Origin of the sequence: Rhizobium sp. ARZ01 (assembly GCF_014851675.1) — a bacterium.
In the GTDB taxonomy this organism is placed as follows: domain Bacteria; phylum Pseudomonadota; class Alphaproteobacteria; order Rhizobiales; family Rhizobiaceae; genus Mycoplana.
Window position 1 is genome coordinate 327,111 of sequence record NZ_JACVAE010000001.1, and the last position, 22,899, is coordinate 350,009.

At 63.1% G+C, this 22,899-nt stretch carries 22 protein-coding genes; 12 read left to right on the top strand and 10 right to left on the bottom strand.

What is annotated here, in order from left to right; all coding sequences use genetic code 11:
- Positions 1-45 precede the first annotated feature (45 nt).
- Together IB238_RS01495 and IB238_RS01500 are read right to left on the bottom strand one after the other, a co-directional pair.
- Positions 46-531 (bottom strand): peroxiredoxin, encoded by a 486-nt coding sequence (locus tag IB238_RS01495; RefSeq protein ID WP_192242907.1) that lies wholly within the window; start codon positions 529-531, stop codon positions 46-48.
- Between the two features lie 69 nt (positions 532-600).
- Complete coding sequence (locus tag IB238_RS01500; RefSeq protein WP_192242910.1) at positions 601-1,383, bottom strand: protein-disulfide reductase DsbD domain-containing protein; 783 nt, start codon at positions 1,381-1,383, stop codon at positions 601-603.
- A 234-nt stretch (positions 1,384-1,617) separates the two neighbouring features.
- On the opposite strand from IB238_RS01500, the gene IB238_RS01505 reads away from it, so the two are divergent.
- Complete coding sequence (locus IB238_RS01505) at positions 1,618-2,223, top strand: YqgE/AlgH family protein (RefSeq protein ID WP_192242913.1); 606 nt, start codon at positions 1,618-1,620, stop codon at positions 2,221-2,223.
- Positions 2,224-2,486: 263 nt separating this feature from the next.
- Positions 2,487-2,804 (top strand): hypothetical protein, encoded by a 318-nt coding sequence (locus IB238_RS01510; protein ID WP_192242916.1) that lies wholly within the window; start codon positions 2,487-2,489, stop codon positions 2,802-2,804.
- A 53-nt stretch (positions 2,805-2,857) separates the two neighbouring features.
- Here IB238_RS01510 and IB238_RS01515 read toward each other — a convergent pair whose 3' ends face one another.
- The 4 genes from IB238_RS01515 to thrC form a co-directional block, all read right to left on the bottom strand.
- The gene (locus IB238_RS01515) at positions 2,858-5,770 is read right to left on the bottom strand and encodes an EAL domain-containing protein (RefSeq protein WP_192242918.1); all 2,913 of its coding nucleotides are present in this window, start codon (positions 5,768-5,770) and stop codon (positions 2,858-2,860) included.
- Positions 5,771-5,777: 7 nt separating this feature from the next.
- A complete protein-coding gene (locus IB238_RS01520; protein ID WP_192242921.1) occupies positions 5,778-6,428 on the bottom strand; it encodes a GNAT family protein in 651 nt (216 codons plus the stop codon).
- A gap of 129 nt (positions 6,429-6,557) precedes the next feature.
- The gene (locus IB238_RS01525; protein WP_192242923.1) at positions 6,558-7,853 is read right to left on the bottom strand and encodes a pitrilysin family protein; all 1,296 of its coding nucleotides are present in this window, start codon (positions 7,851-7,853) and stop codon (positions 6,558-6,560) included.
- A 20-nt stretch (positions 7,854-7,873) separates the two neighbouring features.
- Positions 7,874-9,271, bottom strand: a complete 1,398-nt coding sequence (gene thrC, locus IB238_RS01530; RefSeq protein WP_348648182.1) for a threonine synthase — start codon at positions 9,269-9,271, stop codon at positions 7,874-7,876.
- Positions 9,272-9,643: 372 nt separating this feature from the next.
- On the opposite strand from thrC, the gene IB238_RS01535 reads away from it, so the two are divergent.
- Entirely contained in the window at positions 9,644-10,201 is a 558-nt protein-coding gene (locus IB238_RS01535; RefSeq protein ID WP_192242929.1) for a hypothetical protein, read from the top strand.
- A 72-nt stretch (positions 10,202-10,273) separates the two neighbouring features.
- Positions 10,274-11,209 (top strand): diacylglycerol kinase family protein, encoded by a 936-nt coding sequence (locus tag IB238_RS01540; protein ID WP_192242932.1) that lies wholly within the window; start codon positions 10,274-10,276, stop codon positions 11,207-11,209.
- A gap of 19 nt (positions 11,210-11,228) precedes the next feature.
- Here IB238_RS01540 and IB238_RS01545 read toward each other — a convergent pair whose 3' ends face one another.
- Both IB238_RS01545 and IB238_RS01550 read right to left on the bottom strand, forming a co-directional pair.
- Positions 11,229-11,918 (bottom strand): HAD family hydrolase, encoded by a 690-nt coding sequence (locus IB238_RS01545; protein ID WP_192242936.1) that lies wholly within the window; start codon positions 11,916-11,918, stop codon positions 11,229-11,231.
- A 176-nt stretch (positions 11,919-12,094) separates the two neighbouring features.
- The gene (locus IB238_RS01550; RefSeq protein ID WP_192242939.1) at positions 12,095-12,787 is read right to left on the bottom strand and encodes a winged helix-turn-helix domain-containing protein; all 693 of its coding nucleotides are present in this window, start codon (positions 12,785-12,787) and stop codon (positions 12,095-12,097) included.
- 75 nt (positions 12,788-12,862) lie between these two features.
- On the opposite strand from IB238_RS01550, the gene IB238_RS01555 reads away from it, so the two are divergent.
- The 4 genes from IB238_RS01555 to IB238_RS01570 all read left to right on the top strand — a co-directional run bounded on the left by IB238_RS01555 (position 12,863) and on the right by IB238_RS01570 (position 15,346).
- Positions 12,863-13,192, top strand: a complete 330-nt coding sequence (locus IB238_RS01555; protein WP_192242942.1) for an NIPSNAP family protein — start codon at positions 12,863-12,865, stop codon at positions 13,190-13,192.
- On the top strand, positions 13,189-13,539 hold the full coding sequence (locus tag IB238_RS01560; protein WP_192242944.1) for an antibiotic biosynthesis monooxygenase: 351 nt from the start codon (positions 13,189-13,191) through the stop codon (positions 13,537-13,539). Before IB238_RS01555 ends, IB238_RS01560 begins: the two co-directional genes overlap by 4 nt.
- A 207-nt stretch (positions 13,540-13,746) precedes the next feature.
- Positions 13,747-14,874 carry a site-specific DNA-methyltransferase gene (locus tag IB238_RS01565; protein ID WP_192242946.1) on the top strand — a complete coding sequence of 376 codons (1,128 nt, stop codon included), beginning with the start codon at positions 13,747-13,749 and terminating at the stop codon, positions 14,872-14,874.
- Positions 14,875-15,154: 280 nt separating this feature from the next.
- The gene (locus IB238_RS01570) at positions 15,155-15,346 is read left to right on the top strand and encodes a hypothetical protein (protein ID WP_192242948.1); all 192 of its coding nucleotides are present in this window, start codon (positions 15,155-15,157) and stop codon (positions 15,344-15,346) included.
- A gap of 316 nt (positions 15,347-15,662) precedes the next feature.
- On the opposite strand, the gene IB238_RS01575 is transcribed toward IB238_RS01570, so the two are convergent.
- The gene (locus IB238_RS01575) at positions 15,663-16,277 is read right to left on the bottom strand and encodes an HAD family phosphatase (protein ID WP_192242949.1); all 615 of its coding nucleotides are present in this window, start codon (positions 16,275-16,277) and stop codon (positions 15,663-15,665) included.
- Positions 16,274-17,389, bottom strand: a complete 1,116-nt coding sequence (mutY, locus tag IB238_RS01580) for an A/G-specific adenine glycosylase (protein WP_192242951.1) — start codon at positions 17,387-17,389, stop codon at positions 16,274-16,276. Before mutY ends, IB238_RS01575 begins: the two co-directional genes overlap by 4 nt.
- A gap of 137 nt (positions 17,390-17,526) precedes the next feature.
- On the opposite strand from mutY, the gene IB238_RS01585 reads away from it, so the two are divergent.
- From IB238_RS01585 to IB238_RS01600, 4 genes are all read left to right on the top strand, one after another.
- Positions 17,527-18,015, top strand: coding sequence for a DUF721 domain-containing protein (locus tag IB238_RS01585; RefSeq protein ID WP_192242953.1), 489 nt, complete (start codon positions 17,527-17,529; stop codon positions 18,013-18,015).
- 123 nt (positions 18,016-18,138) lie between these two features.
- Complete coding sequence (locus IB238_RS01590; protein WP_192242955.1) at positions 18,139-18,987, top strand: DsbA family protein; 849 nt, start codon at positions 18,139-18,141, stop codon at positions 18,985-18,987.
- 81 nt (positions 18,988-19,068) lie between these two features.
- A complete protein-coding gene (smc, locus tag IB238_RS01595) occupies positions 19,069-22,533 on the top strand; it encodes a chromosome segregation protein SMC (protein ID WP_192242957.1) in 3,465 nt (1,154 codons plus the stop codon).
- A 109-nt stretch (positions 22,534-22,642) separates the two neighbouring features.
- Entirely contained in the window at positions 22,643-22,789 is a 147-nt protein-coding gene (locus IB238_RS01600) for a hypothetical protein (RefSeq protein WP_192242959.1), read from the top strand.
- The last annotated feature ends 110 nt before the right edge of the window (positions 22,790-22,899 follow it).

Sequence of the window (22,899 nt, forward strand, 5' to 3'; positions counted from 1 at the left end):
GCGAGCGGCATCAGGCGTCCAAAATTGGATGTTTTACTTACGGCCTCAAAGCTGTTCGATCATCGCGGCAGCGGCCGAAACGGTCGCCTGACCAGGGCTTTCCTCGATGTTGAGCGTCTTGACCACGCCGTCATCGACCAGCATCGAGTAGCGCTTGGAACGAACGCCGAGGCCGGCTGCGGTCAGATCGATATCGAGGCCGAGGGCCTTGGCAAAGGCAGCGCTGCCATCGGCGAGGAAGCGCAGCTTGCCGGCGCCGCCGCTCTCCTTTGCCCAGGCGCCCATGACGAACGCGTCGTTGACTGCAACGACGGCGATTTCGTCCACGCCCTTGGCGAGGATCGCGTCGCGGTTTTCCAGGTAGCCCGGCAAGTGGTTCAGCGAGCAGGTCGGCGTGAACGCGCCGGGCACGGCGAAGAGCACGACACGCTTGCCCTTGAAGAGGTCGCCGGTCGAAACGTCCGCCGGTCCTTCCGGCGTGGTTTCCTTCAGCTTCAGGTCGGGAAGTTTGTCTCCAACGGCAATCGTCACGGTGGTTCTCCTTGCTTGCTCCAACCCGCGCGGGGTACGCGGGCAGTCGGCGCGGACTATAGGCCGTGGTCAGTCGATGGCAAGCGGCGTTTCCATCGACCGGCCGCCGCTTTCGACCGTGAACAGGATCGCAGCGCCGGAGAGGCTCGCCGACTTTGGCTTATGCAGAAGGGGGACGTCGACGCGGTAGGCGTCGCCAATGCGCTCCGGCGCCGCGCCGGAACCGAACTGGAAGCCTTCCGGTCCCGAGACGAACACTTGCGGGGGCTTGTCCGACCGCCGTGCCGGGGCGGTGAATGTGACCGAAATCGACTTTCCGTCGGCGCTCCAGCGCGCGTCGCTGACGGCAAAATCGGGCGAGGGGGCTTCCGGAAGGGCTGCCTCGGCTACCGCCACGACCGCCTCGTCCTGGGATCCAGCTGTCGCCGATGCCTGCAGGTCGACCGTAAGCTCGGCCTGCACGGGTATGCAGATATCCTTGCATACGCCAAGGAAAATCGAGGCGGAAACTTTGCTGCCATCGGGGGCGGATCCGTCGCGCCGCAGGGTCAGTGGAAGGGCAACGGACTGGTCGTAGCCCGCGTAGCGTGAATAGCCGTCGTCGAATTGCTTTGGAACCGGAAACCGCATTGTCTGGAGCGCCAGTCCGGAGGCCGGCGAAAAGCTGATCGAGGGTGGAATGCCGCTTTGCCCTGGATCGCGCCAGTAGGTCTTCCAACCGGGTTTGAGCTGTACGTCGAGCAGTGCCGGTATCGTCCCATCCGCCCGCTCCGGCAACACGACGAGGCGAACGCGGCCACCCTGGGTCTCGAACCAATCGGAACTGGCGGCAGCCGCCAAGGTCGGAGCCAAAACGAGCGCCGATAGGACGAACAAGGTAGAACGCAAACCTCTCATGGGCGAAAGATGTAGCCTCCGTCTCCCGAAGATTCCACCACCTTTGCCGTTTTCTGGATCATATTCTCTTGATCGCGGCGTGCGCTGCTCCAGTTCTATCAGAGTGTTGGTTCTCAAGATGCCGGGCAAAAGCAGCGACGCGGCGAGAAGGTGCTTTTCATTTGGCCGTGAATTGATAGGCTGTTGGCTATGGCAATGTCGGTCCTGAAGAAGAAACGAGAACGCGGCTTCCTTGACGGTCACTTCCTGATCGCCATGCCGGGCATGCTCGACAAGAATTTTGAGCGTTCCGTCGTCTACATCTGCGCCCACTCCGAAGATGGAGCGATGGGCTTCATCATCAACCGACCTCAAGAGATGAGCTTCACCGATGTGCTTCTGCACCTGCAGCTGGTGGCTGAGGACGAGGTGATCCGACTGCCGGACGGAACAGTCGATTTTCCCATCCGCACGGGCGGCCCATGCGAGAGCGGCCGGGGTTTCGTATTGCATTCGGACGACTATGCCTGTGAATCCAGTATCCCTGTCAGCGACGACATCAGCCTTACAGCGACGCTGGACATAGTCCGGGCGATATCCCGCGGGGAGGGGCCGCGTCGCGGTCTTCTTATGCTGGGCTATGCCGGCTGGGGCGCCGGGCAACTGGAAAACGAAATCGCCTCCAACGGCTGGCTGACATGCCCGGCCTCGGAAGATCTGATCTTCGATACGGCAACCGAGGACAAGTACGACCGTGCGCTCGCCTTGATGGGCGTCACACCGGCAATGCTGTCGATGGAAGCCGGGCACGCCTGATAGCGCTTCTGCGCGCCGGCAAGGCCAGCAAGGCCAATCCTTCGAAACACGTTAAGCTGTGTGCGACGGTGCCGCGGGCTTTGTCATGGGATTAAACGGTCACTTGTGGCCGTTGGAGTCCCTGTGAGATTGCGCGACGACGGCGTAAAATAACACAAAGCGGTGCCGTTCGATGGCAGGAGCGGCGGCCGACCGAGTTGCCGGTACCCGGCGAACAGCCTACGTAAACCTTCTCTTCGTCGTCCGGCGAAAGGAGGTGAGTCATGTTGCGCTTTTTGAACCGTGGCCTCGCGGGCACCGTCACGCTGATCTTCGCACTAACGGTACAGCCGGCGGTCACCGTCTCGCAGCCGGAACACAACTGCGCCAACCAGTCCGATTTGCGAAGCTACCTCGAAGAGGCCTATGCCGAGAAACTCGCAGCGGTCGGAGTGGTCAACGAGCAGACGATTATGGAAATCTATGTCGCCGACACCGGCACCTTTACGGTGGCTCTGACCAATCCGGCCGGCATCAGTTGCCTTGTCCTGTCGGGACAGGGATGGCAGTCCATATGGAAGAAGCCGGGCCAGAAAGCGTGACCCGACGTTGATGTCCACCAACCTGCATCAGGGCCGGCGGCGTCCTTCAAGCCTCAAGCCCGCTTCATGAGCGGAAAGCGCTCCTTCAACAGGCGCAAGACCGAATCGTAGCCGATCGGCGGCCCGAAGAGGTAGCTCTGGCCGTACTCGCAGCCCATCCGGCCGAGTTCGATCGCGTCTTCCTCGGTTTCGATGCCCTCGGCGACGACATGCATTTCCATCTCGCGCGCCATCGAGATTACCGAGCGCAGGAGCACCGTGCGCTTGTCCGAACTGTCGCGCACCAGTGCCTTGTCGATCTTGATCGTGTCGAAGGGGAAGCGTGTGAGATAGGCGAGCGAGGAGTAGCCGGTGCCGAAGTCGTCGAGCGCCAGGCCAAGGCCGGCCTCGCGCAGCTTGTTCAGCACGAGGCGCGCCTGCTCGGCGTTCTCCATCACCACGGACTCCGTCAATTCGAACTTCAGCTTGTGCGGCTCACACCGGGTCTTCGAAAGCACCGCGCGGACGTCGTTGTAGAGTTCGTTGTTGAGCAACTGCGCGCTGGAGAGGTTGACCGAGACGAAAATCGGCAGGTCGCCGGTCTGCAACTGCCAGTCCATCAGGTCGCTCGCCGCCTTGTCGAAGGCAAAGGCGCCAAGCTGGCTGATCAGGTCGGACTGCTCGGCGACCGGGATGAATTCCTCCGGCGAGATGCTGCCGCGCTTCGGATGCTCCCAGCGCATCAGCGCTTCGAAACCGGCAATCTCGGCATCCGCGAGCCGAACGATAGGCTGGTAGACGAGCGAGAGTTCCTTGCGCTCGATCGCGCGGCGCAGGTCCGTTTCCATCTGCAGCCGGTCCGTGCCCATGGTGCGGAAGGCGGGGCGGAACGGCTCAACGCGATTTCCGCCGGCCTTCTTCGCCCGGTACATCGCAAGCTCCGCATCGTTGAGCAGGCTTGCTGCGTCTTGCTGCGGGTCGAGGCAAGAGACGAGGCCGATCGAGGCGGTGAGGATGATCTCGCGATTGGCGAAGTTGATCGGCACCGTGATCGCCTTGCTGACGGCCTCGGCGAAATCGGCCACCTTGGCCGGATCGCGCTCGGACAAGAGGATCAGGCCGAACTGGTCGCCTGAAAGCCGCGAAAGCGTGTCCTGGGGCTTCAGGATCCTGCGCAGGCGTCGCGACAGCGCAACGAGGATATTGTCGCCGGCGGCGATTCCGAGCGCGTCATTCACCTGCTTGTAGCGATCGATGTCTATGGCAAGCACGGTCGGGCGCACCGCTTCACCGGACCCTGCAATCGAGAGCACCGATTGCAGCCTATCGAGGAACACCTGGCGGTTCGGCAGGCCGGTGAGATTGTCGTGCAGCGCATCCTGCAGGAGCCGATCGACCGAGTTGCGCTGCTCGGTGATGTCGACGATCGTGCCGACGCAGCGGATGATCTCGCCGTTCGCGCCGAGCACCGGCCGCGCCCGGATCGCCAGCCAGTGGTAGTGCCCATCCTCAGCGCGGGCGCGGAACTGGTGGTTCAGCCGTCCACGACGGTGTTCGAGGAGTACATCAAGCGTGGCGCGGAAACGGTCGCGGTCGTCAGGGTGCAGGCGCGGCAGCCAGTTGCGGGCGGGACCGTGCATGACGCCGGGAGACAGGCCAAGCTGGGTGGAAATATCGGGGATCGTGACCACGCGGTCGCGCGCGACGTCCCAGTCCCAGACCGTGTCGCCAGAGCCGGTGAGCGCCAGCGACTGCCGCTCGAGGTCGGAGAATAGCCCCTGCTGATAGGCGCCGCCGGCAAAGGCGTGCTGCATCACGGTGAAACCGATCAGGAGAACGATCAGCACGAGGCCGCCGCCGAGCGCCGGCTGGATGATGTCGTTGGCAAGTCTGCCCGTCACCGTTAGCCAGGCGCCGAACAGCCAGACGAGGATTAGCGCCCAGGCGGGCACGAGCAGGATGGCCCGGTCGTAACGATTGAAGCCGAGATAGGCGATCAGGATGATGCCGGCGGATGCCGTCAGCGCGAACGAGATCCGGGCGATGCCTGCGGCGATCGGCGGGTCATAGATGGCGACACCGAACAACAGCCCGAGACCAAGGATCCACGCGAGCGTCGCGTAGGAAAGATGGGCGTGCCAGCGGTTGAGGTTCAGGTAGGTGAAGAGGAACACGACGAGGCCGACAGCCAACGACACTTCCGTCCCGGCGCGCCAGATCCGCTCGTCGCCGGCGGTAATGCTGATCAGCTTGGAGAGAAAGCCGAAGTCGACGCAGATGTAGCCCAGCACCGCCCAGGCGAGCGCAGCCGTGGCCGGCAGCATCGAGGTCCCCTTCACCACGAAGAGGATAGTTAGGAAAACCGCGAGAAGCCCGGCAATGCCGAGCACGATGCCGCGATAGAGCGTAAACGCATTGACCGTGTCCTTGTAGGCGTCCGGCTCCCAAAGATAGATCTGCGGCAGTTCAGGGTTGGCAAGTTCGGCGACAAATGTGACGACCGAACCGGGATTGAGCGTGATGCGGAACACGTCCGCCTCTTCGCTCGGCTGGCGGTCAAGCGCAAAGCCCTCGCTCGGAGTGATCGACAGGATGCGCTTCGAGCCGAGGTCCGGCCAGAAGAGCTTGGAACGCACCAACCGGAAATGTGGGGCGACGATGACGCGCTCGAGCTGTTCCTCAGAGACGTTGGCGAGAGCAAAGACGGCCCAGTCGCCCTCGTGGCCGGGATTGGTCGCCCTCACCTCGATGCGCCGCACGATGCCGTCTGTGCCGGGTGCGGTGGATACCTGGAAGGCTTCGCCGCGCCCCGTGTAGATCTCGGTTGTCGCCGTCAGGTCGAGTGCGGTGTCGTCGCGGGAGATCTGCACCGGTTCCACGGCTTCGGCCGACGAAACAAACGGCCCGACAAGCGCCAGCGCCGTCAGTAGGATGAGGGCGAGCACCCGGCTGACGAGCAGCAGTGTCGGCACGGTACGGAAAGTCATCGAAGCGCTAGTTTCCTGTCGTCTGGGGGTCTAACACCCCTCTCTCCGGCGCAACCTGCACCCGCTGCTGGCTCTTGTCCCTTGCCAGCAGTGAATACATTACGTGGTCACGCCACTCCCCGTTTATCTTCAAATATTCTCTCAGGTAGCCTTCGCGCTGAAAGCCGGCCTTTTCAAGGACGCGAATGCTCCTCACATTGTCTGGAATACAGGCTGCCTCGATGCGGTGCAACTGAAGCCCGGTAAAGATGTAGGGGATCGAAAGCTTCAGACCCGCCAACATGTGGCCGTGACCGGCGTATCGCTCGCCCATCCAATAGCCGATCATGCAGCATTGCGCCGCTCCCCGCCGGATATAGCCGATGGTGAGCCCGCCCAACAGGCGCTGGTCGCTCTTGTGGAATAGGAAGAGCGGCAGGGCCTGGCCGCTTGCATATTCCTGTTCGTTACGCACCACGCGGGCGCGAAATGAGCCCTCGGTCAGTTCGTCGCTGCGCCAGGTCGGTTCCCAGGGCTCGAGGAAGCGGCGGCTTTCGGAGCGCAATTGATACCACGGGCGATAGTCGGCAAAGCGGGGGAGGCGAAGCAGATGCGTATCGTCTTCGAGTACGACGGTGTCGGACTGTCTGGACAGGAACCGAAATACCGATCGCGCCATTTACGCCTCTCCGTGCGGCAACGCCCCGCGTTCCCGCATCATCCTTGCCCGGCCGCCTGGCCATCCCCGTAGGACGAACTCTACGCCAGCGTCCGCGATGCCGTCAAACCGGACGCAGCCTGAGCCTGCCTAGCTCGCCGCGCGCTGCGTCGTCTCACCACGCGTCAGTGCGTGCACGATGTCGTCGGCGGACGCCAGTTGCTCCAGCGGGCCGATGGCCGAAAGCGTGGGGCGCGTGTCGAAGAAGAGCCGTCCAGCAAGGTCGGTCAGGCGTGCCGCAGTGATGCCGGCCAGCCGCTCCATCAATTCCTCGTTCGGAATAGGACGGCCATAGAGCATCATCTGGCGGGCGATCTGGCCTGCACGTGCTGCAGGGCTTTCCTGCCCCATCAAGAGTTGGGCGCGGATCTGTGCGCGGGCACGGTCGATTTCCTGTTCGTCGATCCGGTCAGCGGACTTGCGCAGTTCCTCGATGATGACTGGCACGAGTTCCGGCAGGTTCTCGCCGCCGGTCGCCGCATGGATGCCGAAGATGCCGGTATCGGAAAAGCCCCAGTGGAAGGCATACACCGAGTAGCAGAGGCCGCGGTGCTCACGAACCTCCTGGAACAGCCTTGAAGACATGCCGCCACCGAGGATGTTGGCCAGGATTTGCGAACAGTAGAAATCGCGGGCATGGTAGGCTTTGCCCTCGAAGCCGAGGAGGACCTGCGCATCCATCAGGTCGCGCGTCTCGCGCGTGTCGCCGCCGGTATAATGGGCAACTTCGGAAACGGGCGGTGCTGAAGGCGCGTGTGGCAGGGAGGCGAACCGGTTCTCCACGTCGCGAACGAAGTTGTCGTGATCGACAGCACCGGCAGCGACGACAAACATGCGATCCGTCGTGTAGTTGCGGTCGAGATAGGCGCGGATTTCGTTCGGCTCGAAGGAGAGAACGGTCTCAGGCGTGCCGAGAATGGCGCGCCCGATCGTCTGGTCGCGATAGGCGACTTCCGAGAACTTGTCGAAGACGACATCATCAGGCGTGTCGTTCGCAGCGCCGATCTCCTGCAGGATGACGTGTTTTTCGCGGGCGAGTTCTTCCTCGTCGAAAACCGATTCCGTCAGAATGTCGGCCAGGATGTCGGTGGCCAGTGGCACGTGATCCTTCAGCACGCGGGCATAGTAGGAGGTGGTCTCGGTGGAGGTCGCGGCGTTGACCTCGCCACCGACGTTCTCGATCTCCTCGGCAATCTGCCGGGCGGAGCGGCGCGTCGTGCCCTTGAAGGCCATGTGCTCGAGCAGGTGGGCGATACCGTGCTCGTCCGCCGTTTCATTGCGGGAGCCGGACTTGATCCACACGCCGAGAGCAGCGCTCTCCAGATGCGGCATGTTCTCGGTGACGACCGTCAGACCGGACGGCAGCCTTGTGCACTCAACTTTCATGTTCAGACTTTCCGCGATCGCTAACCCCGGATACGGGAGTGGGTGCCGATATAGGCTTCCACCTTTGCGAGTTCCGGTTCCAGGATTTCGTACCGCTCCTCCCTTTGCATCATGTCAGCAAGCCACGTCGGAAGCGCCGGGTCAATACCGCTCGCCGATTTTACGGCGGCGGGGAATTTTGCCGGATGGGCAGTTGCGAGCGTGACCATCGGGCTCGCCGCACGCGCATTTTTTGCGCTGACGAAGACGCCGGTGGCGGTGTGAGGATCGAGAAGATAGCCGGTCTTTTCAAGCGTTTCAGCGATCGTCTTGGCAACCTGCTTCTGCGTTGCGCGCCCGGCGCGGAATTCCTTGCGAATTGCCTTCAGCGCCCTGTCGCCGATCTGGAATGCACCGGACTGCTTCAGGCCGCCCATCAGGCTCCTGATCTCGGCCGGATCGCGGTCGGAGGCCTCGAACAGGAGGCGTTCGAAGTTCGAGGAGATCTGGATATCCATCGAGGGCGAGGTTGTGGCAACCACTTCGCGCATCTCGTATCGACCCGTCTTCAGGGTGCGGGCGAGGATGTCGTTGTCGTTGGTGGCGATCACCAGCCGGTCGATCGGCAAACCCATCCGCTTGGCGACGAAGCCGGCGAAGATGTCGCCGAAATTGCCGGTCGGGACTGTGAAGGAGATTTTCTTGTCCGGAGCGCCGAGCGCGACCGCGCTCGTGAAGTAGTAGACGATCTGAGCCATGATGCGCGCCCAGTTGATCGAATTGACGCCGGAAAGCTGCATCCGCTCACGAAAGCCCTTGTCGTTGAACATAGCTTTGACGAGGTTCTGGCAATCGTCGAAGGTGCCCTTGACGGCAAGCGCATGGACGTTGCCATCGGTCGACGTCGTCATCTGCCGCTGCTGCACCGGCGAGACCTTGCCGTGCGGGAAGAGGATGAAGATATCGGTGCGGTCGCGCCCGGCAAAGGCATCGATAGCCGCGCCGCCCGTATCGCCGGAGGTGGCGCCGACGATCGTCGCACGCTGGCCGCGCTCGGCAAGAACATGGTCCATCAGGCGGGCGAGAAGCTGCATCGCCACATCCTTGAAGGCGAGCGTCGTGCCGTGGAAGAGCTCGAGGATGAATTCGTTCGGGCCGGTCTGCACGAGGGGGGCGATCGCCGGATGCCGGAACGTCGCATAGGCCCCGTCGATCATCGATCGGAAAACCTTCCCGTCGATCTCGCCGTCGACGAAGGGCGACAGAACGGTGAACGCGATCTCCTGGTAGCTCATGCCGCGCATCGCACGGATTTGCTTCTTCGAAAACGTCGGCCATTCCTGCGGCACGTAAAGGCCGCCGTCGCTTGCAAGGCCTGCAAGAAGCGCGTCGCAGAAACCGAGGGAAGGGGCCTCGCCCCGCGTCGAAATGTATTTCACGTGATCATCCCTGAAATTGAACGGCAGACTGACGGAAAGAAACAGGCGCATGCAGGCGCTTGGCTGCGGTCACGAGGCTTCCTTCCGGTTCGGTCGCGGCGAATGCCGCACCGTGAGAAACTATCCGAACCGCGCAGGGGCACGGTTCTCGTTGCGGCAAGCAATGGCAAAGTCCATCGCCCTTGCGGTTCCAACGCATGGAGATGGGATTTCCCGGCATGCGAGCGGATACAGCAAAAAGTGGAACGCCGATTTTGGACAATCGATTTTTTGCCGCACCGCTGCTATAGAGCATCCGCGAGGGTCTAGAAAGGCCCGTTTTTTATAAGTTGAAGCGGGCATCTCAAGTCCGAATGCAGGGGTGAGACACACGTGATTGGTACGACGGGCCGCCGCCTTATCGGCATTTCCCTACTCGCCATCGTCGCAGGCTGCAACCAGACGGAAAAGGGCGCCGACCTCGGCGTATCTTCCGGCGAGGGCCAGCAGCAGGCTGCATCGCAGCAAGCCGCAGTGATCCAGGGTGCCTGCCCGCAGGTGTTCCTGCGCGAAGGCACCGCCGTTCATCGCGCCTATGCCAAGGGCGCCAAGGACGACCCGCAGAAGGTGCTGTATCAGGCGACACTCTCGGCGACGACGCGCCAGTGCGTCCAGACGGCGGACAGCCTGAAGGTTACCGTCATGGTTCAGGGGCGCATCGTCTCCGGTCCCGCCGGTGCTCCCGGCGCCGTCAACCTGCCGATCAGGGTTGCCGCCACCGACGGGGAGAACACGCTTTACTCGAACCTGAGCAAATTCGGCGTCACCATCCCACCCGAAGGCACGGCGCAGTACGTGTTTACGGACGCCAATGTCGTCATCCCCGGCGGCGCCGGCTCCTACGCCAAGATCTATGTCGGCTTCGATGAAGGCCCGTACAAGACGAACTGAGTTGTTGGCCGATAATTGGGGTCTCTTGCCCATCCTTCCTCAGTATGGAACGAAGGGGCGGGGGAATTTCAGTTGAAGACAGGCATCATCGTCAATCCGGTCTCCGGGCGAGGGGTGACCGGACGTTTGCGGGCAATCGCTGCCCTCTCAAGGCATTTCCCGTCCGCGGAAATTCGGGAAACGACGCGTCCGGGCGATGCGACCGTGATTGCACGCGATTTCGCCGAGGAAGGTGTTGAACTGGTGATCGCTGTCGGTGGTGACGGAACGATCAGCGACGCCGCGGACGGAATTCTGTCATCCTGCCGACCGCAGGCCTGCCTCGCCTTCGTGCCGCTCGGCACGGGCAGCGATTTCGTGCGTGATTTTCATGTCCCGAAAGACATTGACGATCTGCTTCGCGCAATCGCAACGACCGAGGTCAGCCACGTTGACGCCGGCAGGCTCGAATGCCGTGGTCAAGATGGCGAACCATTCCGACGCTACTTCATCAATGTCGCGAGCCTCGGAGTTTCCGGCCCGACTGCGCTGGCCGCAAACCGTTCCCACCGCACCGGCGCTGTCGGCGGCAAGGCGCTGTTCCTCTTTCATTCGATCCGCGAAATGCTGCGCTACCGTTTTCAGGACGTACTGCTGCGCTTCGATGACGGCGAGGAGCGACGGGAGCGCATCCTGCTTGTAGTCGTTGCAAACAGTCGCTGGTTCGGCGGCGGAATGAAGATTGCGCCAAAGGCTTCTCTGGATGACGGGGTGCTTGATGTCGTCGTCATTCGCGCCGCCTGGAAGCCAAGGTTGTTCGCGCTGATGAACACGATCTATTCGGGCCGTCATCTCGGCCAGCCGATGGTGTGGAGCCGTCAGGCCCGATCCGTCACGGTGCTGCCGGCCGCAGACGACCCCGCCAATGTGGCGCTTGCCGAATGCGACGGCGAAACGCCCGGCATGCTGCCGCTGCGCATCGAGGTATTGCCCGGAGCACTACGGCTGAAGATGCCGCGACATCACTGACGCCACGGCCCTTCGGTTATCAGAACGCTTCCTGCCACTCCGCCAGCGCCGCGATGACGCCCGGCAGATCGCTCATGCGCGAGATCACCGTCTCCGCACCGGCGTCCGTCAGGCGGTCGGCATGCGAGGGATAGGTGTGCGACGCGCCGGTGAAGCCGACGACACGCATTCCCGCGGCGCGAGCGCCGCTGACGCCATGCACGGAATCCTCGATGACGAGGGTGCGCGCCGGATCAGCACCGAACTGCTTGGCGCCGTGCAGGAAGATGTCGGGCTTCGGCTTCACCCGATCGGGACCGAGATCCTTCGCCGAATAGATGTGCGGCGCGAAGACCTCCCGCAGGCCGACCCGGCTCAGCATCATGTCGAGGCGGTGTGATGCGGAGTTGGAGCAGATGCAATAGGGACGCTTCAGCCGCGACAGCGCCAGCTTCACGCCATCGATGACCGTCACCTCACTGGCGAGCCTTGCATCCAACAGCTTCTCCGACTTGTCGAGAAGCGAAGCCGAAAGGGGGATGGAGGCCTCGCGCTCGATCGCAAGCAGGATGTTCTGCCAGGTCATGCCGGCAAACCGCTCGCCCATCTCTTCGACGCCGATCGGATAGCCCGCCTCCGTCAGCAGCCGCGATTCGACTTCGGCGGCGATGATCTCGGAATCGACCAGAACGCCGTCGCAATCGAAGATGATGAGGTCGAAACCGTCCATTGAGATCGTCCTTGAGGGAGAGTGTATTGCGGCGCGCCTGTCGACCGGGTGTCGCGGCACGATGAATTGATGCGTCATTTATACGATGGTGGCTCGAAGCTCAACCTTCGTCGAGGGGCCACGTTTGTTGATCTCGAAAGCGGCGCACCGCGTCAACGCCGCTCCATCTGTCCCAGTCAGCCCCGGTCGAGGGGTGGGAACAGGTCGAGAAACGCCCGCTCTCCGGCCGCCGTGAAACGGACGGCGCGGCTGTCGCCGTTCCTCCTTGCCCAACCCGTGTCTATGAAGGAGGTGAGCAGTGCTTCCCCAAGCGAGCCCGCCAGATGCGAGCGCCGTTCGCTCCAGTCGAGGCATGTTCGGCACATGGGGCGTCGCTGGCCGCGGAGCGCGCCGAGGTCGATGCCGATCTCGGCCATCCGTGCTTCGCCGGCTTCGGTCAAGCTTGCGTCGTCGCCATCGACGGCGACGTGCCCATCAGCGACCAGACGATCCAGCATGCGCACGCCGAAATCGCCGGCGAGATGGTTGTAGCAGACCCTTGCCTTGCGCAGTGCCGGGTCCTTTGGCCCGGGCCGCGCGCGCAAAAAGCCGCGATTGGCGGCAAAGCCCATCAGGCCTTCGAGCAGCAGGCCGACCTCGTCGTCGGAGAGCGCGAAGTAGCGGTGCCGCCCCTGCTTGCGCTGGGTCACAAGTCCGCCGGCCTCCAGTTTGGCCAGATGCGAACTCGCCGTCTGTAACGTGATGCCAGCCGCACCCGCGAGCTCCGTGGCGGTCAGCGCCTGGCCGCCCATCAGGGCGGTCAGCATGTTGGCGCGGGCGGGGTCGCCAATGAGCGCGCCGATCTGGGCGATATCAGGTCCTTCTTTCATACTTCGATCATAGTCGAAGCATTGTCGTCGATCAATGTGGCATCACGGGGCATCTCAACACAAGGAGCCCTGACGATGATCACCTGCTTCATCCGCTACGAAATCGACCCGTTCAAGAAGGAGGAGTTTTCCACCTACGCCCGCAACTGGGGCCAGTCGATCCCTCGCAACGGTGCCGACCTGATCGGTTATTTCGGCCCGCATGAAGGTTCGGCAACGACGGCCTACGGCGTCTACAATATCGAAAGCCTCGCGGCTTACGAGGCCTATCGCGCCCGGCTCGCTGCCGATCCGCTTGGTGCGGAGAACTATCAGTTTGCCAAGCGCGAACGCTTCATCCTGAAGGAAGACCGGATCTTCCTGAAAAACATGTCCTTGCCGCATGCAATGAAGGTGGCGCCATGATTGCCGTCATCTTCGAGGTCTCCCCTGCGATCGGCCGCCGCGACGTCTATCTCAATCTCGCCGCCGGGCTGAATGCCCGGCTGCAGGAAATCGACGGTTTCGTCTCCATCGAACGCTTCGAAAGCCTTTCAATTCCCGGCAAGATCCTGTCGCTCTCGTTCTGGCGCGACGAGAAGGCCGTCAGCGCGTGGCGAAACAGTGCCGAGCACCGGGCCGCGCAGGAAGCTGGCCGGAGCGGCATATTCGCCGGTTATCGACTGCGCGTCGTCTCGGTTCTGCGTGACTACGGCATGGTCGATCGCGAAGAGGCGCCGGCCGACAGCCGCGCCTGGCACGAGGGCGCTTGATGCGTCGAAGATCGGCCGAACTGGCTTGTGTTGGAGGACAATGCGACAATGGCAGGCCGGACGCGGACTTCGGGCCGCACCGGCCGTGAACCGCCACGAGACGCGGATACGTCACTTTCTTCGAGGCCCTTCACCCTTCGGTAACCATCTTCGGTAACCATAAGGGTCAGAAAGCCGTATCCGAGTAAGCGTATCAGCGAGTTTCCTATGTCAAAATTTCTTTCGCTTGCCGAAGCCCGTTCCGTCCGCGCCAATGGCTGGCTCGACACGATCATCAAGGGCGACTGCGTCGCCGCTCTCGACGCGCTGCCGAACCAGTCGGTCGACGTCATCTTTGCCGATCCGCCCTACAACCTTCAGCTTGGCGGCACGCTGCATCGTCCGGACCAGTCGCTGGTCGACGCCGTCGATGACGAATGGGACCAGTTCGCCTCCTTCGAGGCCTACGATGCCTTCACCCGCGCCTGGTTGCTCGCCTGCCGCCGCGTGCTCAAGCCGAACGGCACCATCTGGGTGATCGGCTCCTACCACAACATCTTCCGCGTCGGCGCCACGCTGCAGGACCTCAATTTCTGGATCCTGAACGACGTCGTCTGGCGCAAGACCAACCCGATGCCGAACTTCAAGGGCCGGCGCTTCCAGAACGCGCATGAGACGATGATCTGGGCGAGCCGTGATCCGAAGGCGAAGGGATACACGTTCAACTACGATGCGATGAAGGCGGCCAACGACGACGTACAGATGCGCTCCGACTGGCTGTTTCCGATCTGCTCGGGCGGTGAGCGCCTGAAGGATGCCGACGGCAAGAAAGTCCATCCGACGCAGAAGCCGGAGGCACTGCTGGCCCGCGTCATCATGGCCTCCACCAAGCCGGGCGACGTCGTGCTCGATCCCTTCTTCGGCTCCGGCACGACGGGTGCCGTCGCCAAGCGTCTCGGCCGCCACTTCGTCGGCATCGAGCGCGAGCAGGACTATATCGACGCGGCGCTGGCGCGGATCGATGCCGTGCAGCCTCTTGGCACATCGGCGCTCACGGTCATGACCGGCAAGAAAGCCGAGCCGCGCGTCGCCTTCAACACCCTGATCGAAAGCGGCCTGATCGTGCCCGGCACGGTTCTGACGGATGCAAAGCGCCGCTACAGCGCAATCGTGCGGGCAGACGGCACGCTTGCATCCGGCAACGACGCCGGCTCCATCCATCGCCTCGGTGCAAAGGTGCAGGGACTGGATGCCTGCAACGGCTGGACCTTCTGGCACTACGCCCAGGGCAACGAGCTGAAGCCGATCGACGATCTGCGCGCCGTCGTCCGGAGCGATATGGCCAAGCTCGACTGAGCGGACAGCCACGCTCCGATCACAAGGAAAACCTCCTGTTGCAGCCTTCGGTGCACCCTGCGCCGGAGGTTGCGGCAGTTTGAGGCGTCTATTCGACACCCTCTGGTGGGACGAACATGAGTGATGATCATATTAGACTTTAGTCATAAGTGGACAAAGCGTCAGCGCTATGATCACAATATCCTTGCACATGCGATCGAAGTAACACGGCGACGTTGTATTGTGGCCGTGGAACCTGGGGCGAAGTACGGCGTTATACCTCGTCAGTTGGGAGGCGATCATGAGGCATATCGATATCAGGCAGCTCGACCATCAGCGGGCCAAGCATGTCTGGGAGGTTTCCGAATACTGCCGCAAGGCCGGCATCCATCGGGCCGAGGAGAAGCGGCTCATCAAGATTCTCGGCCGCTATGCGTCCGCCCACGAGTTGCAGATGAACGTCATTCGCCCCAACAACCGCTCTCGCTGCTGAGCGGATCTCAGTTCCCCCGCCGGCCCGGTTCCCGGGTGGGCCCCTCCATTTCAATTCGCCACTAGAACGCCGATGCGGCATACAATCCCTGCCCGTATGCAAGCATTTGTGAATATTGTCGAAATCGGATTCTGGCGTGGGGGCGTTCAATCGCTGTTAACTATCGCGGCATAGGATGATGGCAGCGAGTGTGACGGGTCTTCGAAAGGCGACGGACCCTTCGCCAAACAGCTTCGGCCTTCCGGTTTCGTACCTTCAGTCCCGGACAGGCACGAACGCCCGGAGCCACTGGCTCCGGGCGTTTCTACTTAATCGGTCAAATGCAAACGCCGTGGGCGGCAAGATCGCTTTTCAGCTTCTTCGTGCCGGTGAAGAGAACAGCGTTCCAGCCTGCGATGCGTGCCGCCTCGACGTTCTTGTCGCTGTCGTCGATGAAGAGCGTGTGCGCAGGCTCGAGCGCAAAATCTTGCGCGTGCTTCTCGTAGATCGCCAGATCCGGCTTGATCAGGCCCACCTCGCCGGAAACCGTGACGCCGCGCGGCCGGTTCAGGAACGGATAGAGCTTGCGCGCCTCCTTGAAGGTATCGGCGGCGAAGTTGGTCAGCATGGTCACGTCGCGCCCGTCGGCGATCAGGCCTTCCATGATGGCGACGCTTTCCAGATAGGCGTGCGAAACCATCTCGTGCCAGTATTTACGAAAGGCGCGGATCAGTTCTTCCTGCTCCGGATGGTCCTTGATCAGCAGCGCCTCGGCATCCTCCCACTTCCGGCCGCGGTCCTGCTCGATGTTCCAGTCGTGGGTGCAGACATTGGCGAAGAACCAGTTGCGCTGCGCTTCGTCGGGGATCAGCCGGCTGTAGGGGATCTGCGGATCGTAATGGATCAGCACACGCCCGATATCGAAGACGATGTGCCGGATTTCGCTAGTCATGGTGTCCTCACCTTTTCGCGTGCAGGCGCCTTCGGCTCGAAAACCTCGGGAAGCGCCTGCCTGATTGCCTTCTTCATGACGGTCGGCAGGGCCTGGCCGTCTAGCGTAGCCTGCGGCTCCCACCATCCTGGTCCCCCGTCCGCGGCGCGGCCGACCCTGCAGCGGAAGACGGCAAGTCGCAACTCAAAATGTGTGAACACGTGTATGATTGTGCCGCAAGGTTGCCAGTCGGCGGCGAAGGGAGCGGCGTCCGGTTCCGTCGATCCGTCGCGACGGGCGGTCCAGTCGCTGTTTGGTACTTCCGTCATGCCGCCGAGCAATCCGTGTCCGGGCCGCTTGCGCAGAAGGACCGCCCCCGTCTCGTCGATCGCAACAAATGCCGCGCCGAGCCGGACGGGCTTGTCCTTCTTCGCCGCCTTGACGGGAAAGCGTTCAGGATCGTCACCGGCCAACGCCCGGCAGTCCTCATTCAACGGACAGAGCGCACAGGCGGGGCGCTTCGGCGTACAGATCGTGGCACCGAGATCCATCATCGCTTGCGCGAAATCGCCGGGCCGGTTGGCCGGCGTTAACGCGGCCACGAGGGCGCGCATCTGCGGCTTCGAGCCGGGCAGGGGGGCGTCGACCGCATGGAAGCGGGAGATCACCCGTTCGACATTGCCGTCGAGCACGGCGGCTTGCCGGTCGAAGGCGATCGCGGCGATTGCCGCTGCCGTATAGGCGCCGATGCCGGGAAGGGCCTTCAGCCCGCCTTCCGTGTCGGGGAAGTGTCCGCCGTGCGTAAAGGCGACGGCCTCGGCGCATTTTTTCAGGTTGCGCGCCCGCGCGTAATAGCCAAGCCCCGCCCACGCCTTCATCACCTCTTCGGTTTCCGCCTTCGCAAGATCGGTCACGGTCGGCCACTTCGAGATGAAGAGATCGAAATAGCTCTTTACCGCCTGCACCGTGGTCTGCTGCAGCATCACCTCGGACAGCCACACCCGATAGGGATCGGGCTGGATGCCACGCGCGGCCATGGCCGGCGAGACCCGCCAGGGAAGGTCGCGATGATGCCGGTCGTACCAGGCAAGGATCTGTCGGGTTGGGCCTGGCTTTGTATGCGCGTCGGTCATGAATTGCCTGAATGTGAAGAGGAAGCGTATAACTGGCCAAGCAACACACTTTCTTCAAGGCAAATTTCGCCTGAGCAGGAAAGCCGCCCGCTGGAGTATCGACTGCCGTGAGTTCCCGTCCACCCCGCAGGGGTGCAATGCAAATCAGCGAGGTCGCCAACGACCTGATCGATCCCGTGCTCGCCAAGCGTGCCGGCATCAACACGATGCTGCTCGGCTCGTGGGACGAGATCGCCGGCAGTTCCTTTGCCGATTGCAGCCGGCCTGAGAAGATCACCTGGCCGCGGCGCGCGTCCGAGATGGCGGGCGAGGATGGCGGCTACCAGCCGGGCGTTCTCACGATCGCCTGCGAGGGGTCGCGCGCGCTCTTTCTCTCCCACCAGCAGGGCGAACTGATCCAGCGCATCAACGGCTTCTTCGGCTATCCCGCAATCCGGCAGGTCAGGATCGTGCAGAAGCCTGTCTCGCCGCCGACAAGGCGCCGGCGCGCCCCGCGGCCACTGACCGGGGAGGCCGCACGCCACCTCGAAGAACTGGTGGAGGGGATCGAAGGTGATGCGCTCAAGGCTGCGCTCAAGCGCCTAGGCACCGCCGTGCTCGGCAGGCAGGGTCCGAACCGACGCTGACGTGCATCATCACACGGTCACAATTCTTTGAAGATCATGGTGTTGGGGGTGCTTGTTCGCATCCGAAAGCCGGTATATCCGGTCAACCGAGAGAATTTTTACTTTGTCCCCACAGGAGAGACCATGTCTTTTTCCGAATTGAGCCTTTTGAAGCGTCTGATGAGCGGCGTTGCCGTTGCCGCGCTCGCCGTTACGCTTGCCGCCTGCAGCGACGAGAAGAAGGAGACGGCTGCGGCTCCGGAGACCAAGCCGGCAGCAACCGATAGCGCCGAAACCAAGCCTGCCGAGCCGGCAGCGAGCAAGCCTGCGGACACGGCCACGACTACGACGGCTGCGCCGGCGGCGACCGAGACGGCCCAGGCTCCGGCGGCTGAGACGGCCCCGGCGGCGCCGGCTGCCAAGGTCGAGGTCCCCGCTGCCGATGGCGACGTCGACATGGCCAAGGTTCTCGAACCAGGCCCGCTGCCGGAAATGGTCATGGGCGACGCGAATGCTCCGGTCACGATCGTCGAATACATGTCGATGACCTGCCCGCATTGCGCCACCTTCCACAATGAGACGCTCGAACCGATCAAGAAGAAGTACATAGACACGGGTAAGGTCCGCTTCATTTTGCGCGAATTCCCGTTCGATCCGCGCGCTGCTGCGGCCTTCATGCTGGCGCGTTGCGCGCCGCCAGAGCAGTATTTCCCCATGGTCTCCATGCTGCTCAAGCAGCAGGAACAGTGGGCTGCAGCGGAAAATGGCCGCGAAGCACTGTTGCAGATGTCGAAACTCGCCGGTTTTACACAGGAGAGCTTTGAGGCCTGCTTGACGAACCAGAAGCTTCTCGATGATGTGAATGCGGTACGCGAGCGCGGCGCGAAGGATTTCGGTATTACGGCAACGCCGAGTTTCCTGATCAATGGTCAGCGCTATACCGGAGGTATGTCGGTTGACACCATGTCGGCCCTTATCGACAGCAAGCTCTGATCGTTCGGCCGAATTTGAAGCGGGCGGCGGCGGAAGCCGCGCGCCCGCTATTCACCTGTCCCACAAGGGCGGGTTGACCGCATGAAATTCACCAAGCTCCGTCTCCTCGGCTTCAAGTCGTTTGTCGAGCCGACCGAATTCGTCATCGAGCGCGGCCTGACAGGGGTCGTCGGCCCGAACGGTTGCGGCAAGTCGAACCTTGTCGAGGCGCTGCGCTGGGTGATGGGGGAAAACTCCTACAAGAACATGCGCGCGTCCGGCATGGACGACGTGATCTTCTCCGGTTCTGGCAACCGGCCTGCGCGCAACACCGCGGAAGTTGGCCTCTATCTCGACAATTCCGACCGCACCGCGCCGGCTGCCTTCAATGACAGCGACGAGATCCAGGTGAGCCGCCGCATCGAGCGCGAACAGGGCTCCGTCTACCGCATCAACGGTAAGGAAGCGCGCGCCAAGGACGTGCAGCTTCTCTTCGCCGACGCCTCGACCGGCGCGCGCTCGCCCTCGATGGTCGGGCAGGGGCGGATCGGCGAACTGATCCAGGCGAAGCCCCAGGCGCGCCGTCAACTACTCGAAGAGGCGGCCGGCATTTCCGGCCTGCATTCGCGCCGCCACGAGGCCGAGCTTCGGCTGCGCGCCGCCGAGACCAACCTTGAACGTCTCGATGACGTCACCTCGCAGCTCGAAAGCCAGATCGACAGCCTCAAGCGACAGTCGCGGCAGGCGAACCGCTTCAAGATGCTGTCTGCCGATATCCGCCGACACGAGGCGATGCTGCTGCACATCCGCTGGGCCCAGGCCAAGGAGGCCGAGGGCGAGGCGGAAAGCCAGTTGAACCAGGCGACCTCGCTCGTCGCCGAACGGGCGCAGACGCAGATGGAAGCTGCGAAGGCGCAAGCTATCGCCAGTCTGAAGCTGCCGGAACTGCGCGAGAACGAGGCGAAGCTCGCGGCAGCCTTGCAGCGCCTGCAGATTGCCCGTTCGCAGCTGGAAGAGGATGCCGGCCGGCTGCTACGCCGCCGCGACGAACTGGCCCGACGGCTTGCCCAGCTCTCCGAGGACATTTCCCGCGAAGAGGCGATGGTCGCCGACAACGCCGAAATCCTGGAACGGCTGGCTGCCGAGGAAGAAGAGATCGGCGAAATTCTCGGGGAAGCGGACGACCGTGCCGCCGCCGCGCGCGAAGCGATGGACGAAGCCGCCGAGCGCCTCGCGGAGAGTGAACGTGCACTTGGCGCCATCACCGCCGAGCGTGCCGAAGCGCAGGCCGTGCGCAATCAGCTCGAAAAGACGATTCGCGATCTTTCCGATCGCCAGGCGCGCCTTGCCCAGCAGTTCATGAACCTCGAGGCCGAAATCTCTGGTATGGACGAGCGCATCGCTGCCCTGCCGGACCCGGAGCAGAAGCGCCAGGACGTGCAATCCGCCGAAAGCGCGCTGGAAGAGGCAGGCGAACGGCTGGCCGAAGCGGAAGAGGCGCTGGAGGCCGCACGGCTTGCAGAGATCGAGGCGCGCGGTCCGGTCGAGGCGGCGCGCGGCCAGGTCAACGCCGTCGAGACGGAAATGCGCACCATCCGCCGCATGCTGGAGGCGGGCGCCGTGGGCGGCTCGTTTGCTCCTGTTGTCGAGGACGTGCAGGTCGACAAGGGCTTTGAGACCGCGCTCGGAGCGGCCCTTGGCGACGATCTGGATTCGCCAGTCGATACGGCAGCACCGGCGCATTGGCGCTTTGCGGGAGACGGTGCCGACGACGCCGGCTTGCCGGGTGGCGTCGTGCCGCTGCTGTCCCACGTGCGCGCGCCTGACGTGCTCACTCGCAGCCTGCGCCAAATCGGCATCGCCGCCGACGAGGAACAGGCGCTTGCGCTCCTGCCCGATTTACGGCCCGGCCAGCGTCTCGTCACCCGCGACGGCGCGATTTTCCGTTGGGACGGCCATGTGACCGGCGCGGATGCCCCGAGTGCTGCCGCCTTGCGACTGGCGCAGAAGAACCGTCTTCGCGAGCTGGAGGTGGAACTGACCGATGCACAGACGGCACTTGGCGCGGCGCAGGAAGGTCTGGAGCGGGCCGCAACCGCCATTCGCGCCGAGACGCAACGGCTGCAGATGTCGCGCGACGCCCAACGGCTTGCCGCCCGCGCGCTTGCCGAGGCACGCCAAGCTTTGGATGCCGCCGAGCGGGCATCGGGCGAGCTGATCCGCCGCCGCGATGTTCTCTCCGAGACGAAGACGCAACTTGAAGGACAGGTGGAAGAGGCGGCGGATTCGCTCGAGGAGGCGCGCGGCGCGCTCGAGGATGCGCCCGATGTCGCAGCACTCGACTTGCGGCTTTCGGCACAGTCCGCCAAGGTCGCGACCGATCGCGCGGCCCTAGCCGAATCGCGTGCGCTCCATGACGGCCTCGCGCGCGAGATGGCCGAGCGCCGGCGCCGGCTGACGGCGATTGCTGCCGAACGCGACACCTGGCGCAACCGTGCCGCCAATGCAGAGCGCCACATCGCTTCGCTGCGTGAACGCGAGGCGGAAGCGCAGGACGAGGCGGAGCAGATCGCCGAAGCGCCGGAGGAGATCGAGGAGAGGCGGCGCTTGCTGATGAGCGAGCTGACCCGGGCCGAACAGGCCCGCCGCGTTGCCGCCGACGAACTGCAGGAGGCGGAAAACCGCCAGCGCGAAGCGGACCAGGTTGCCGCGACTGCACTGTCGCAGCTGGCCGAGTCACGCGAGAAGCGCGGCCGTGCCGAGGAGCGCCTTGTCTCCGCCCGCGAACGCCGCGTCGACGGCGAAGCGCGCATCCGCGAAGCGTTGCATTGCGCCCCGCATGAGGCGCTGAAGCTTGCCGAGCACCCTGTCGATATGCCTTTGCCCGATCCGCGCGAAACGGAGCTGGAATTGGACCGGCTGAAGATCGAACGCGAGCGGCTGGGTGCGGTGAACCTGCGCGCCGAGGAGGAGCAGAAGGAGCTTTCGGAGAAGCTGCAGGCGCTCGTCACCGAGCGCGAGGACATCATCGAGGCGATCCGCAAGCTGCGCTCGGCGATCCAGAGCCTGAACCGCGAAGGCCGCGAGCGACTGCTCGCCGCCTTCGACGTGGTCAACACTCAGTTTCAGCGGCTCTTCACCCACCTCTTCGGCGGAGGCACGGCGGAATTGCAGCTGATCGAGAGCGAGGACCCGCTCGACGCCGGCCTCGAAATCCTCGCCCGGCCGCCGGGCAAGAAGCCGCAGACGATGACGCTCCTTTCGGGCGGCGAGCAGGCGTTGACGGCGATGGCGCTGATCTTTGCCGTCTTCCTCACCAATCCCGCGCCGATCTGCGTGCTGGACGAGGTCGATGCGCCGCTCGACGACCACAATGTCGAGCGCTACTGCAACCTGATGGACGAAATGGCCGCTTCCACCGAGACCCGCTTCGTCATCATCACCCACAACCCGATCACCATGGCCCGCATGAACCGCCTGTTCGGCGTCACCATGGCCGAGCAGGGCGTCTCCCAGCTCGTCTCCGTCGACCTGCAGACCGCCGAGCAATTGCGCGAAGCCGTCTGACCCCCAAACCTGCGCAATTCGATCACCCTCCCGCAGGACGTGTCCGGAACAAATTCAACCCGTCTTGCGTTGCGATCGCGTCAAGCCGAACAGGACGCAAGGGACATCCATGAGCAAGAACGCCCTCTATATGATCATTGGTGCACTGATCGTCGTTGTGGTTGGATTTTCCTACTATGCCTATCAGGAGGAAAAACAGCCTGACGGAGTGGAGATCAGGGTCGGTAAGGACGGGTTGTCAATCCAGGAAAAATGATGCCTTCCGGGGGGTGGTATTGCGCCTCTTTCCGCAAATTTTCATGCTTCGTAATGCCTTGAATGTTGCGATGCCGTTGCAATGTTGGTGCATTGCAGCATTTTGTCGTG

Excerpts from the sequence above, each read along its gene's own strand:
- IB238_RS01505 (WP_192242913.1), top strand. The coding sequence starts at position 1,618 with ATGGCAATGTCGGTCCTGAAGAAGAAACGAGAACGCGGCTTCCTTGAC.
- IB238_RS01510 (WP_192242916.1), top strand. The coding sequence starts at position 2,487 with ATGTTGCGCTTTTTGAACCGTGGCCTCGCGGGCACCGTCACGCTGATC.
- IB238_RS01515 (WP_192242918.1), bottom strand. The coding sequence starts at position 5,770 with ATGACTTTCCGTACCGTGCCGACACTGCTGCTCGTCAGCCGGGTGCTC.
- IB238_RS01520 (WP_192242921.1), bottom strand. The coding sequence starts at position 6,428 with ATGGCGCGATCGGTATTTCGGTTCCTGTCCAGACAGTCCGACACCGTC.
- IB238_RS01525 (WP_192242923.1), bottom strand. The coding sequence starts at position 7,853 with ATGAAAGTTGAGTGCACAAGGCTGCCGTCCGGTCTGACGGTCGTCACC.
- IB238_RS01545 (WP_192242936.1), bottom strand. The coding sequence starts at position 11,918 with ATGGACGGTTTCGACCTCATCATCTTCGATTGCGACGGCGTTCTGGTC.
- IB238_RS01550 (WP_192242939.1), bottom strand. The coding sequence starts at position 12,787 with ATGAAAGAAGGACCTGATATCGCCCAGATCGGCGCGCTCATTGGCGAC.
- IB238_RS01555 (WP_192242942.1), top strand. The coding sequence starts at position 12,863 with ATGATCACCTGCTTCATCCGCTACGAAATCGACCCGTTCAAGAAGGAG.
- IB238_RS01560 (WP_192242944.1), top strand. The coding sequence starts at position 13,189 with ATGATTGCCGTCATCTTCGAGGTCTCCCCTGCGATCGGCCGCCGCGAC.
- IB238_RS01565 (WP_192242946.1), top strand. The coding sequence starts at position 13,747 with ATGTCAAAATTTCTTTCGCTTGCCGAAGCCCGTTCCGTCCGCGCCAAT.
- IB238_RS01570 (WP_192242948.1), top strand. The coding sequence starts at position 15,155 with ATGAGGCATATCGATATCAGGCAGCTCGACCATCAGCGGGCCAAGCAT.
- IB238_RS01575 (WP_192242949.1), bottom strand. The coding sequence starts at position 16,277 with ATGACTAGCGAAATCCGGCACATCGTCTTCGATATCGGGCGTGTGCTG.
- mutY (WP_192242951.1), bottom strand. The coding sequence starts at position 17,389 with ATGACCGACGCGCATACAAAGCCAGGCCCAACCCGACAGATCCTTGCC.
- IB238_RS01585 (WP_192242953.1), top strand. The coding sequence starts at position 17,527 with ATGCAAATCAGCGAGGTCGCCAACGACCTGATCGATCCCGTGCTCGCC.
- IB238_RS01590 (WP_192242955.1), top strand. The coding sequence starts at position 18,139 with ATGTCTTTTTCCGAATTGAGCCTTTTGAAGCGTCTGATGAGCGGCGTT.
- smc (WP_192242957.1), top strand. The coding sequence starts at position 19,069 with ATGAAATTCACCAAGCTCCGTCTCCTCGGCTTCAAGTCGTTTGTCGAG.
- IB238_RS01600 (WP_192242959.1), top strand. The coding sequence starts at position 22,643 with ATGAGCAAGAACGCCCTCTATATGATCATTGGTGCACTGATCGTCGTT.